The sequence below is a fragment of the Pseudomonas fildesensis genome, from assembly GCF_001050345.1.
Lineage (GTDB): Bacteria > Pseudomonadota > Gammaproteobacteria > Pseudomonadales > Pseudomonadaceae > Aquipseudomonas > Aquipseudomonas fildesensis.
This window is the reverse complement of record NZ_LFMW01000008.1, coordinates 39411-50826: the sequence shown is the minus strand read 5'-3', so window position 1 is coordinate 50826 and position 11416 is coordinate 39411. Positions and strand designations below refer to the sequence as shown.

The window sequence follows — 11416 nt, the reverse complement described above, 5'->3', positions numbered from 1 at the left end:
TCGATGACCTTGATGAGCCGACACGCAAGGTCGGTAACTCCATAACTCAGGGAGTAGTAAACCTGAGAGGAGTTCATCTTGCCATGTCGAGGACACAATGGGTCCTCACGCGGGCACGGTCAAATGTGGGAGTGGGCCTCCTTTGTATTGGAGAACCCGTCCCGCATCAGATCCAGCCGAGCCAGCTCCAATACGTCGCCGCAAACACCAGCATCAACCCGTAACCAATCAGCGTCACCAAAATCCCCACCTTGGCAAACTGCCGCGCCGTAAACGTGCCGGTCCCCAGGCACACCATGTTCTGCGGCGCGTTGATCGGCAGGATAAACCCGTAGCTCATCACAAACCCCAACAGCATGGTCATCCCCAGGCGGTTGAACTCCCCCGGTAAGGTCTGCAGTACCGCGATCAGGATCGGCAACAACGCTGAGGTCAATGCCGTGGCACTGGCAAAGCCCAGGTGGATCAGGATGAGGAACGCACCGAGGATCGCAAACACCCCCAACGGCCCGACCTGATCCAGGCCCGTGTGCGCCACCACCTGCGAGCCCAGCCATTGCCCGGCCTGGGTGGTCAGCAGCGCCGTACCGAGGCTGATCCCAACGCCGAACACAATCACCGTGCCCCATGGAATACGCGACTGCACATCCTTCCAGGTCATCACCCCAATCCCCGGCAGCAGCAGGAACACCAGCCCGGCGTAGGTGGTCGAGGTGGTGTCGAAAGGGTGCAGCCGCCCTTCCGTCGCCCATGCCAACAGCAACAGCACCGACACCGCCAGCAAGCGCTTCTGTGGCCCCGTCATCGGGCCGATATCCACCAGCGATTGCGCAACCGCCTCTTTGCCACCGGGGATGCTGTCGCTTTCCGGCGGCAGTAGCTTGATCACCAGGAACAACAACACCGCCGACATGATCACCGCCCACGGCGCGCCGGCGATCAGCCAGTCGATCCACGACACGCGCTGGCCGAGCATCTTGTCCATAAAACCCACGGTCAGCAGGTTCTGCGCGGCGGCAGTCTGGATGCCGACGTTCCAGATGCTGGTGCCCTGGGCCACCACGATCATCAGGCCGGCGGCGATGTTGGAGCGTTTGTCCACACCAAACGCCGCCACCACGCCCATCATGATCGGTACCACACAGGCACTGCGCGCGGTGGCGCTGGGTACCACCAGGCTCAGGAGGATAGTCACCGCGATCGCCCCCAGCAAAATACCGCGAGTGCTGGTACCGACCCGGGTCAAGGTGACCAGGGCAATGCGCCGGTCGAGGCCGGTGTGGGTCATGGCGGCGGCGATAAACAGCGCGCCCGCCACCAAGGCCAGTGCCGGGTTGGAGAAGCCGGTCAGGGCCATGCTGATCGCAGGGCTGGAGCCGATCAGGTGCGTAGGGTCCTGCAGCGACGGCGCGGTGCCGAGCAGGAACGCCATGAGCGAGGTGATCATGATCGCGCTGGCTTCATAGGACACCGCTTCACTGATCCACACCACCACGGCAAACGCGAGGATCGCCAGCATTCGATGCCCGGCCACCGGCAAGTCCGCCGGCAGCGGCAACAGCAGCACGCCGACCATCACTAGCACGGCAAGCACCAGGCCCAGGGGCAACTTGAGGGATGCAGCGGTTGTTACGGGGGCGCTCATGGGGTTCTCCGGCGGCGGTCAAATCTGGCCGACAGCATGGGGCAAAGCGCCGCAAGGGGTGTTGACGGGTATCAACGTGCAGGGGGCGTTCTTAATTAGTTTCCCCGCCGCACCGGGAAAACCAATTGAGAACGCCCCTAGGCCAATAGCTGGCTCAACACTGCCCGCAACTTCCCGGGCTTGACCGGTTTGTTCAGCAGCGGTGCATCCAGCCGCCGCAGCGTGCGCCGGCACTGGTCGGTGCGGTCGGCGGTGATGATCACGGCGGGAATCGGCTGGGCGAAATGCTCGCGCAGGTGCTTGATCACCTCACAGCCCACCACCCCATGGTCAAGGTGATAGTCCGCCAGGATCAGTTCCGGCGCCCTGCCCTGCAACGCCAGCAAGGCGCCGGCCTGGTCGGTGGCCGTGACCACCTCGCAACCCCACTGCCCGAGCAGCGCACGCATGCTTTCCAGGATGCTGACTTCGTTATCGATCACCAGCAAGCGCCGCCCCGGCAACGGGTTGCCCGTGGTCGGCTGCACCGGCAACTGGCTGATGGCCAACGGCATCTCATCGCTGATGGGCACTTCGATGCTGAACATCGAGCCGCGTCCAGGCCACGAGCGCACCGCCACCGGGTAGCCCAGAATCTCGGCGATGCGCTCGACAATCGCCAGGCCCAACCCGACGCCCTTGCGGTCCGAGGCGCGGCCGACGTCGAGCTGGTTGAACTCCAAAAAGATCGAATCCAGCCGGTCCGCCGCAATCCCCCGCCCGGTGTCCCACACCTCCAGGCGCAGCTGATTACCCCGGCGTCGCGCGCCGAGAAGGATGCAGCCCTCATCGGTGTAGCGGCAGGCATTGCTGAGGAAGTTGCGCAAAATTCGCGTGATCAGGCGCAAGTCGGTACGAATCGCATAGCCGCCCGTGCGTGCGCGCAGGTTAAGCCCCGCCGCCTGGGCCACCGATTGAAACTCCGAGACCAGCGGCGCAAACAGTTCATCCAGGCGGTACAAGGCCACATCCGGCTTGACCGCCGCTTGGTCCAGCCGCGAGATATCCAGCAGGTCGGTGAGCAAATCCTCGGCGCCTTCCAGGGCCTGATGGGTGCGCTCGACCAGCACCTGCTCGACGCTCGGCAAGTTGCGCTCACGCAGGGTGGAGATCAGCAGCCGCGCGGCATTCAGCGGTTGCAGCAGGTCATGGCTGGCGGCGGCGAGGTACTTGTCTTTGCTGCGGTTGGCGGCCTGGGCTGCGTCACGGGCGTCGCGCAGGTCCTGTTCGATCTGTTCGCGCTGGGCGATCTGCTGTTGCAGGTTGTGATTGGCTTCCAACAGTTCATCGGTGCGCGCCGCCACCCGCTGCTCCAGCTCATCGTTGAGGCGGATGTAGCGGTTGCGCTCGGCCTCCAGCTCGTCGAGCCGCGCAGTCAGCTCAGGGTAGTGGCTCTTGCGCGCTGAGTGATTGCCAAGGCCCAGCAGCCCGGCGAGCGCCTGTTGCTGGTCGTCAGAGAGCTTCGCCATAGACGACCTCGACGTCACGCTGGCTGGATTCACGCGGGTTGGTGAGGATGCACGGGTCGTGCATCGCATGCTGGGACAGGAACGGAATATCCGCCACGCGCACGCCGTGCAAGCCGAGGGTCTCGTGGAAGCCGATCGCCTGTTTCAAGGCGATCAGATGCTCGACCAATCGATCACGAATCTGCCGATGGTTGAGGCCCCGGCAGTCGATGCCGAACGTCTCGGCGATCACCTTGAAACGCTCCGGCGCCGAGTTGTAGTTGAACGCCACCACGTGCTCCACCAGCACCGCGTTGCACAGCCCATGGGGCAAGTCGAGAAAGCCGCCCAGACTGTGGGACATGGCGTGCACCGCGCCGAGGATCGCATTGGAAAACGCCAGCCCCGCCTGCATGCTGCCGAGCATGATCTTCTCGCGCAGGGCGATGTCCGTCGGGTTGGCGATCATCTGCACGAGGTTGCCGTTGATCAGGCGCATGGCCTCAAGCGCGTGCGGGTCGGTGAGCGGGCCGTGGCCAGTGGACACGAACGCCTCGATGGCATGCACCAGCGCGTCGATGCCGGTACAGGCGGACAGGAACGGGTCCATGCTGGCGGTGGTTTCCGGGTCGATCAGCGACACGTCCGGCACCACCGCCTTGCTGACGATGGAGAACTTCATGCGCTCCTGCTGGTTGGAGATGATCACGAACTGCGAGACGTCCGCCGAGGTGCCGGCGGTGGTGGGGATCAGGATCAAGGGTGGGCTAGGCACGCGAATGGTGTCCACGCCTTCGAATTCGAGGATGTTGCGCCCATGGGCGACCACAATGCCGATGGCCTTGCCGCAGTCCATCGGGCTGCCGCCGCCGATGGCCACGATCACGTCGCAATGGTTTTCGCGGTACACCTCGGCACCGAGCATCACTTCTTCGACACGCGGGTTGGGCGATACGGCGCTGTACAGGCAGTAATCGATACCGATGGCTTGCAGGCTGGCTTCCACATCGGCGACCCAGCCGGCGGCGATCACACCGGGGTCGCTGACCACCAGCACTTTGCGCGCACCAAAGGTCTTGGCGTAATTGCCGACGTTGTGCCGGCAGCCGGCACCAAAGATGATTTCAGGCGAGACGAATTTACGCAGGAGGCTCAGGTTTGGGCTCATTGGAAAGCCTGTTTTTATTATTTTGGGGAGATGCGCTCCACACTAACCCATCCGGGGGCGAATGCAATCAGACCAAAGGGTCATTCCCAAAACGACCCCGGCCAGCGCGTGGCTGGCCGGGGGTGGATCAGCGGCTGGCGAAGTACATGGTCACTTCAAAGCCGATACGCAGGTCGGTAAACGCGGGTTTAGTCCACATGGGGCGTTCCTCTTGTTGTGCCGGAAGATTCCGGTGGGTTCATTAATGCATGGGGGGATGACGCGACGAATGCTACTTTCGAACAGGCTAACGCCTGCATTAGTCGCGGATGTACAGAGATCAAAATGTGGGAGGGGGCTTGCTCCCGATAGCAGTGTGTCAGTCAACATTTATGTCACTGACCCACCGCTATCGGGAGCAAGCCCCCTCCCACAGTTAATTGCATTTCAAGTCGGAATCAGAAGAAGCCCAACGGGTTAATGTCGTAGCTCACCAACAGGTTCTTGGTCTGCTGGTAGTGGTCCAACATCATTTTGTGGTTCTCACGCCCCACACCCGACTTCTTGTACCCGCCAAACGCCGCATGCGCTGGGTACAGGTGATAACAGTTGGTCCACACCCGCCCGGCCTTGATCGCCCGGCCCATGCGATAGGCGCGGTTGATATCACGCGTCCACAACCCGGCACCCAGGCCGAATTCGCTGTCATTGGCAATCGCCAGGGCTTCGGCTTCGTCCTTGAAGGTGGTGATGCCCACCACCGGACCGAAGATTTCTTCCTGGAACACACGCATCTTGTTGTGGCCCTTGAGCAGGGTCGGCTGGATGTAGTAACCGCTGGACAAGTCGCCCTCCAAGCGTTCGGCCGCGCCGCCGGTGAGCAGCTCGGCGCCCTCTTCCTGGGCGATCTTGAGGTAGGAGAGGATCTTGTCGTATTGCTGCTCGGACGCTTGGGCGCCGACCATAGTCTCGGTGTCCAGCGGGTTGCCGCGCTTGATCTTGACGATCTTCTTCATCACCACTTTCATGAAGTCGTCGTAGATCGACTCCTGCACCAGCGCCCGCGACGGGCAGGTGCACACTTCGCCCTGGTTGAAGAACGCCAGCACCAGGCCTTCGGCGGCTTTCTCGATGAACTGCGGCTCGGCCTGCATGATGTCTTCGAAGAAGATGTTCGGCGACTTGCCGCCCAGCTCGACGGTGGACGGAATGATGTTCTCGGCTGCCGCATGCATGATGTGCGCGCCCACCGGGGTGGAGCCGGTAAAGGCGATCTTGGCGATGCGCTTGCTGGTAGCCAGCGCCTCCCCTGCTTCGCGGCCAAAACCCTGGACGATGTTCAGCACGCCCGGTGGCAGCAGGTCATTGATCAATTCGGCAAACACCATGATCGACAGCGGCGTCTGCTCGGCCGGCTTGAGCACGATGCAGTTGCCGGCCGCCAGGGCCGGGGCGAGTTTCCAGGCGGCCATCAGCAGCGGGAAGTTCCACGGGATGATCTGCCCGACCACACCCAGCGGCTCGTGGAAGTGGTAGGCAGCGGTCAGTTCGTTGATCTCGGCGGCGCCGCCTTCCTGGGCACGGATGCAACCAGCGAAATAGCGGAAGTGGTCGGCAGCCAGGGGCACGTCGGCGTTGAGGGTTTCACGCACGGCCTTGCCGTTGTCCCAGCTTTCGGTGACGGCCAGTACTTCGAGGTGTTGTTCGATACGGTCGGCGATTTTCAGCAGTACCAGGGAGCGGTCCTGGGCCGAGGTCTTGCCCCAGGCATCGGCGGCGGCATGGGCGGCGTCCAGGGCTTTGTCGATGTCAGCGGCATTGGAGCGCGGGAATTCGGCGATCACTTCACCAGTCACTGGCGAAGTGTTGGTGAAGTACTCACCGCTGACCGGCGCGACGAATTCGCCACCGATGTAATTACCGTAGCGTTGCTTGAAGCTGACGATGGCGCCAGGGGTGCCAGGTTGTGCGTAGATCATGTTGAAGCCTCTGTCTGGGTCCGGGCCTGTCGGTCAACAGGCGATCACCCGATAGTAAAGAGCCCCCGCTGCCGGGCGAATGCGCCGTTGGCAGGGGGGCTCTTGTCATTTGGTCGTAGATTCAGTGTTTGGCGACCAGTTCTTTGGGCAGCTTGAAGGTCCAGAGCATGCCGCCTTGGTTGAAGTCCTTGATGCGCTTGGCCACTTCACCGCCCCACAACGGCACGGCGCCGCCCCAGCCGGAGAGCACCGAGACGTACTGTTCGCCGTCCATTTCCCAGGTCACAGGCGAGCCGAGCACGCCGGAGCCGGTCTGGAATTCCCAGACTTTCTCGCCGGTCTTGGCGTTGAAGGCCTGCAGGAATCCTTCCGGCGTGCCGGTGAACACCAGGTTGCCCTTGGTGGTCAGCACCCCGCCCCACAGCGGCGCGAAGTTCTTGTGGCGCCAGACTTCCTTGCCGGTTTTGGGGTCAATGGCGCGCAGCACGCCGATATAGTCTTCGTTCAATGGCTTGATAGTGAAGCCCGCACCGAGGAACGCCGCGCCTTTTTTGTAGGCGATACCTTCGTTCCACATGTCCATGCCCCACTCGTTGGACGGCACGTAGAACAACCCGGTGTCGCGGTTATAGGCCATCGGCATCCAGTTTTTCGCGCCCAGGAACGCCGGTGCGACGAACACCGAGGTGCCCTTGGCTTCGCTGCCCGGGGCGCCGGGGCGGCTGGCGTCGTTGTAGATCGGCCGACCGTCCTTGTCCAGGCCGGTGGCCCAGGTGATCTTGTCGACAAACGGGAAACCACGGATGAACTTGCCGTTGGTGCGATCAAGCACGTAGAAGAAGCCGTTGCGGTCGGCCGTGGCGGCGGCTTTGATCTCTTTGCCGCCTTCGGTGTAGTTGAAGGAGACCAGTTCGTTCACGCCGTCATAGTCCCAGCCGTCATGGGGCGTGGTCTGGAAGTGCCACTTGATGGTGCCGTCATCCGGGTTCAGCGCCAGGCGCGAGGACGAATAGAGGTTGTCGCCAGGGCGCAGGTGGGAGTTCCACGGCGCCGGGTTGCCGGTGCCGAACAGCAGGAGGTTGGTTTCCGGGTCGTAGTAGCCGCCCAGCCATGGCGCTGCGCCGCCGGTTTTCCACAGGTCGCCGGGCCAGGTCTTGCCCGCCTCGCCGCCGGAGATACCGTTTTCCACGGCCTTGCCGTCCTTGTACACGTAGCCCATATGGCCTTCAACCGTCGGCCGGCTCCACAGCAGGTCGCCGTTTTTCGGGTCGTAGGCTTCAATCTTGCCCACCACACCGAATTCGCCACCGGCCACGCCAGTAATCAGCTTGCCGTTGATCACCAGGGGCGCCGCGCTGATCGAGTAGCCTTCCTTGTGGTCGGCGACTTTTTTGCTCCATACCACTTTGCCGGTGTCTTTGTTCAAGGCCACCAGCTTGGCGTCGAGAGTGCCGAAGAACACCAGGTCGCCATACAGCGCCACGCCACGGTTGATCACGTCACAGCACGGGCGGATGTCATCGGGCAGACGCGCATCGTACTGCCAGAGTTTCTTGCCGGTGCGCGCATCCACCGCGAACACCCGCGAATAGGAGCCGGTGAGGTACATCACCCCGTCCTTGATCATTGGCTGCGCCTGTTGCCCGCGCTGCTTCTCGCCGCCAAAGGAGAACGCCCAGACCGGACGCAGTTCCTTGACGTTATCCACATTCAGGGTATCGAGCGGGCTGTAGCGCTGGCCCAGCACGCCCAGGCCGTTGGTGACGATCTGCTCGGGGTTTTTCGGGTCCTGGAGGATGTCTTGGTCGGTGACAGCGGCCATGGCCTGGCCGGACAACAGGATGGCACCGAGCAACACACTCAAGGCGAAGGGTTGGCGGCGTGCGGGTTGGGTCATGACGGCTACCTCTGCGGTTTTTTGTTATACCCGGGAAATTTTCCCGGTCTGGTGCAGATTCTTGGGCGCAGGGGCCGTTGTCACAATTGACCGCAGTATCGAGATTGCTAGTTCCTTAGTAGCGGGTACGGCCGGTCAGCGCGCGGCGTCCACGCGCTGCATCTGCTCGCGCTCGTAACGCGGGTACAGGTGACTGACGCTGCGGATCAGCTCGTAGCGGCTCAGGCTGATGGCGGCAAAACGCTCGGGGATGGGGCTGCGGATCATCTCGGCCATGTCGCTGCCCTGGGCGGCGCCGTCGCGCAGCAGTTGATCAAGCCAGGTGAGGTAGTCGCGCATCTGTGCGAAGGGCTGCGCATCATTGGCCACCGGGCCATGGCCGGGCACGATCAGCGTCCAGGGCAAGGCTTGCAGGGTGTCGAGGTCGGCCAGCCACGCGGCCAGCCCTGGGCTGTTGGGGGTAGTCAGGGCGCGCTGGTAGAACACCAGGTCGCCGGCAAACAGCACGCCGGTGCTCGGGTCGAGTATCGCCAGGTCGGCGCCGGTGTGGCCGGTCAATGCGAGCAGGCGCAGATCGTGACGGCCGAAGCTCAGCACGCCGGGTTCCAGCACCTGGGTCGGCAAGACGACCTCAGTGCCGCGCATCCAGTCACCGACCATGCGGTAGAGGTTTTCCGCCATGCTGTCACCTTGCTCGTGCAGCAGGCGCGTGGTGCCGGCCAAGGCACCAATGGGCACGTCCTTGAAGGCCTGGTTGCCCAGCGCATGGTCGGGGTGATGGTGGGTCAGCAGCACCTGGATCACCGGCTTGGGGGTAACGCGGGCGATGGCCTGGCGCATGGCTTCGCCGTAGCGCCTGGACGGCCCCGTGTCGATCACCACCACGCCGGCCTCGGTGACGATGAACGCGGTGTTGACGATATTGCCGCCATTGGCCTTGGCGAAATTATCGGTGCTGCCTTCGAGCAGCCAGGTGTCGTCGGCGATCAGCCGCGGCTTGAGGGCGTAGTCGAAATCCGCCAGCGCGGGCAGGCTCAAGCCCAGGCACAACAATAAAAACCAGCGCATGCCGCGCTCCTTCTGGTCAGGGAATGGCAGCGTCGAATTCATTGCCGCTGTTGTCGCGCAGCATCAGGCGGGTGGGCCCTGGCGCGTCGATATCGAAGGTCAGGTTGGGGTTTTCGCTGACCGCCGGGAACAGCTCAAGCTCGGCGAGTACCTGCCCGTCCGCGCCACGCAGTTGCGCGTGGTTGATATAAAACTCGGGGATGCCGCTGACCATGCCGTTGTCCATCGGGTGCGCCACCTGCACGCGCACCCGGCTGAATTCGCCGCGCGGGTAGCGCCCGCCCAGTACTTGGCCGATACGCTCTTCCCACCCCGGCTGGGTGCGTACCACGCTGGGCGCGGTGCACCCGCCGCCGGCCGCGTCAATCAGCGTCGAGCCGACATGCCACAGCCCGTCATCGGTGAGCACCGCCGCGCGCAAGGGCGTGGCCTGCTCGATGCGAATCCGGATCGACAGCCACGGCAGCACCCCGGCCTTGGGCTGAAAGTCGACGATTTTCGGCAAGGGGTTGAGCTCGGCCCACGCGAGGATCTTCACCACATGGCCCTTGAACGCCCGCGCATCGATTTCCAGCGGCACCTGGCGCGCATCTTCGGCAAAGGGCGGCGCCAGCAGCTTGACCCGCTCGTCGAACACAAACGGCGCCTCGGCCAGCAATTGCTTGTGGTAGAAGGCCCACATCACCGACGGCACCGGGTCCTTGGCCGGGTCGACATCCACAGCGTGGGCCGCCAGCGGCAACCAGCAGGCCAACATGCAGTTCAGTCGCCAGTTCATCGCCTGCTCCTATTGGTACATCTCGGGCACTTCGTACTGCAGGCCGTAATGGCTGTAGATCGTTTGCACCGAGCCGTCGCGGATCAGGCCTTCCAGCGCCTCCTCCACCGCATAGGCCAACTGGCGGTTGCTCTCGTGCACGGCCATGCCGATCTCCCAGCGCTGTTTGCCCATGCTGGGGTAGGCGTTTTGTGCGAGGGCCAGTTGCGGGTCGTGGGCCTCATGTACCTGCCAGTCGATTTCGCCGCGCATGGCCATCACCGCATCGACCTCACCGGCCTTCATTGCTGCAAAGGCCTGGGGCACGTCGGGGTAGTGATGGGTCTTGGCGGCGAGCATGCCGTTGAACACCGAGGTCAGGTAGAACGACGGCACGCTGTCGACTTCGACGCCAATCGGGTGCTGCTCGAACACCGCCACGCTGGCCACCTTGCCCAGGCGCCGGCGGTCGTAGGCCACCTGCCATTGTTCGTTCTGGTAAGGGCCGAACATCACCACATGGCCGTTTTCCAGCTCGCCCTGATCGTTACGCTTTTGCGCGTAATCATGGTCGTAGGGCGCACGCATCATCAGGTCGGCCAGTTGCTGGTTGTGCAACGGGCTGCCGCGCCAGATGTAGTCGCGCAGGTCGTCGTCGAGTTTTTCGCCGGCGGGCGCCCAGACCAGCATCAACCGCACCCCCAACGCCTTGGCCAGGGCCTGGGCCAGTTCCACGTCGACACCGCGCGCGGTGGTGCCTTCTTCGAAGCTGTAGGGCGCGAAGTCCTTGTACACCGCGACTTTCAGTTCGCCGGCGGCGATCATCTGGTCATAGCTGCGCACCTGCGCCTGCGCCGTCTGGCAGCACAGCAGGGCCAGGCCGAACACATAAGCGAACAGGCGCATGGCTTACTCCTCGACGTGCACGCTGTCCAGGTAGGTACGCACCGCCCACAAGGCTTCCTGGCTCAGGTAATCGGCCATTTTCGGCATGTACACACGGCCGTCGCGCACCGCGCCATGGCGCACGCGCTCGACAAACCATTCATCACCGGCCTCGCCCACCTCCAGCATGCGCAGGTCGGGGGCGATGCCGCCGGACTTGGCTTCCAGCCCGTGGCAGGCGGCGCAGTTCTGGTTGTAGGCGGACGAGCCGATTTCCACGGCCTTGTCGTGTTCAGGGGAAGTGCGATACGGGTTCACCGCCGCCCAGCCGTCCTCGTTGACCGGCACACCGGCGTCTTTGATCGAGGTCAGGCCTTTGGTTTCCACCGCTTGCGGGACCACGTTGCCATGGGCCCAGGCGGAGCCCGCAGCGATCACACCGGCCAACAGCCCGGCGACGAGCAAGGCATTGTGTTTTGTTGTCATTATTTTTGCCCTCAGGATTGCACGCAAAACCTCATTGCAGAGGCTATGGCAACCATCTTAGAAAC

At 63.2% G+C, this 11416-nt stretch carries 10 protein-coding genes; all 10 read right to left on the bottom strand.

The genetic code is table 11. The features are described from left to right. Positions 1-166: 166 nt before the first annotated feature. Complete coding sequence (locus ACR52_RS14020) at positions 167-1645, bottom strand: DASS family sodium-coupled anion symporter (RefSeq protein WP_048725058.1); 1479 nt, start codon at positions 1643-1645, stop codon at positions 167-169. Between the two features lie 137 nt (positions 1646-1782). Next, positions 1783-3153, bottom strand: a complete 1371-nt coding sequence (locus ACR52_RS14015) for an ATP-binding response regulator (protein ID WP_048725056.1) — start codon at positions 3151-3153, stop codon at positions 1783-1785. Further along, on the bottom strand, positions 3137-4300 hold the full coding sequence (gene ercA, locus ACR52_RS14010) for an alcohol dehydrogenase-like regulatory protein ErcA (protein ID WP_048725054.1): 1164 nt from the start codon (positions 4298-4300) through the stop codon (positions 3137-3139). The genes ACR52_RS14015 and ercA overlap by 17 nt, the downstream gene beginning before the upstream one ends. A 127-nt stretch (positions 4301-4427) precedes the next feature. Next, entirely contained in the window at positions 4428-4499 is a 72-nt protein-coding gene (pqqA, locus tag ACR52_RS29420; RefSeq protein ID WP_010209364.1) for a pyrroloquinoline quinone precursor peptide PqqA, read from the bottom strand. Positions 4500-4737: 238 nt separating this feature from the next. Then, positions 4738-6258 carry an acetaldehyde dehydrogenase ExaC gene (gene exaC, locus ACR52_RS14005; protein ID WP_048725052.1) on the bottom strand — a complete coding sequence of 507 codons (1521 nt, stop codon included), beginning with the start codon at positions 6256-6258 and terminating at the stop codon, positions 4738-4740. A gap of 121 nt (positions 6259-6379) precedes the next feature. Then, positions 6380-8155 (bottom strand): PQQ-dependent methanol/ethanol family dehydrogenase, encoded by a 1776-nt coding sequence (locus ACR52_RS14000; RefSeq protein WP_048725050.1) that lies wholly within the window; start codon positions 8153-8155, stop codon positions 6380-6382. 135 nt (positions 8156-8290) lie between these two features. Beyond that, a complete protein-coding gene (locus tag ACR52_RS13995; protein WP_048725048.1) occupies positions 8291-9223 on the bottom strand; it encodes a quinoprotein relay system zinc metallohydrolase 1 in 933 nt (310 codons plus the stop codon). A gap of 16 nt (positions 9224-9239) precedes the next feature. Then, on the bottom strand, positions 9240-10001 hold the full coding sequence (locus tag ACR52_RS13990) for a quinoprotein dehydrogenase-associated SoxYZ-like carrier (RefSeq protein WP_048725046.1): 762 nt from the start codon (positions 9999-10001) through the stop codon (positions 9240-9242). 9 nt (positions 10002-10010) lie between these two features. Beyond that, a complete protein-coding gene (locus ACR52_RS13985; RefSeq protein WP_048725044.1) occupies positions 10011-10886 on the bottom strand; it encodes a substrate-binding periplasmic protein in 876 nt (291 codons plus the stop codon). 3 nt (positions 10887-10889) lie between these two features. Further along, positions 10890-11351 carry a cytochrome c-550 PedF gene (pedF, locus tag ACR52_RS13980; RefSeq protein ID WP_048725043.1) on the bottom strand — a complete coding sequence of 154 codons (462 nt, stop codon included), beginning with the start codon at positions 11349-11351 and terminating at the stop codon, positions 10890-10892. Positions 11352-11416 lie beyond the last annotated feature (65 nt).

What these genes read in the sequence shown, in the direction of transcription:
- ACR52_RS13990 (WP_048725046.1), bottom strand. Translation starts at nt 10,001, where the DNA reads ATGAACTGGCGACTGAACTGCATGTTGGCCTGCTGGTTGCCGCTGGCG.
- ercA (WP_048725054.1), bottom strand. Translation starts at nt 4,300, where the DNA reads ATGAGCCCAAACCTGAGCCTCCTGCGTAAATTCGTCTCGCCTGAAATC.
- ACR52_RS14000 (WP_048725050.1), bottom strand. Translation starts at nt 8,155, where the DNA reads ATGACCCAACCCGCACGCCGCCAACCCTTCGCCTTGAGTGTGTTGCTC.
- pedF (WP_048725043.1), bottom strand. Translation starts at nt 11,351, where the DNA reads ATGACAACAAAACACAATGCCTTGCTCGTCGCCGGGCTGTTGGCCGGT.
- exaC (WP_048725052.1), bottom strand. Translation starts at nt 6,258, where the DNA reads ATGATCTACGCACAACCTGGCACCCCTGGCGCCATCGTCAGCTTCAAG.
- ACR52_RS13995 (WP_048725048.1), bottom strand. Translation starts at nt 9,223, where the DNA reads ATGCGCTGGTTTTTATTGTTGTGCCTGGGCTTGAGCCTGCCCGCGCTG.
- ACR52_RS13985 (WP_048725044.1), bottom strand. Translation starts at nt 10,886, where the DNA reads ATGCGCCTGTTCGCTTATGTGTTCGGCCTGGCCCTGCTGTGCTGCCAG.
- ACR52_RS14015 (WP_048725056.1), bottom strand. Translation starts at nt 3,153, where the DNA reads ATGGCGAAGCTCTCTGACGACCAGCAACAGGCGCTCGCCGGGCTGCTG.
- ACR52_RS14020 (WP_048725058.1), bottom strand. Translation starts at nt 1,645, where the DNA reads ATGAGCGCCCCCGTAACAACCGCTGCATCCCTCAAGTTGCCCCTGGGC.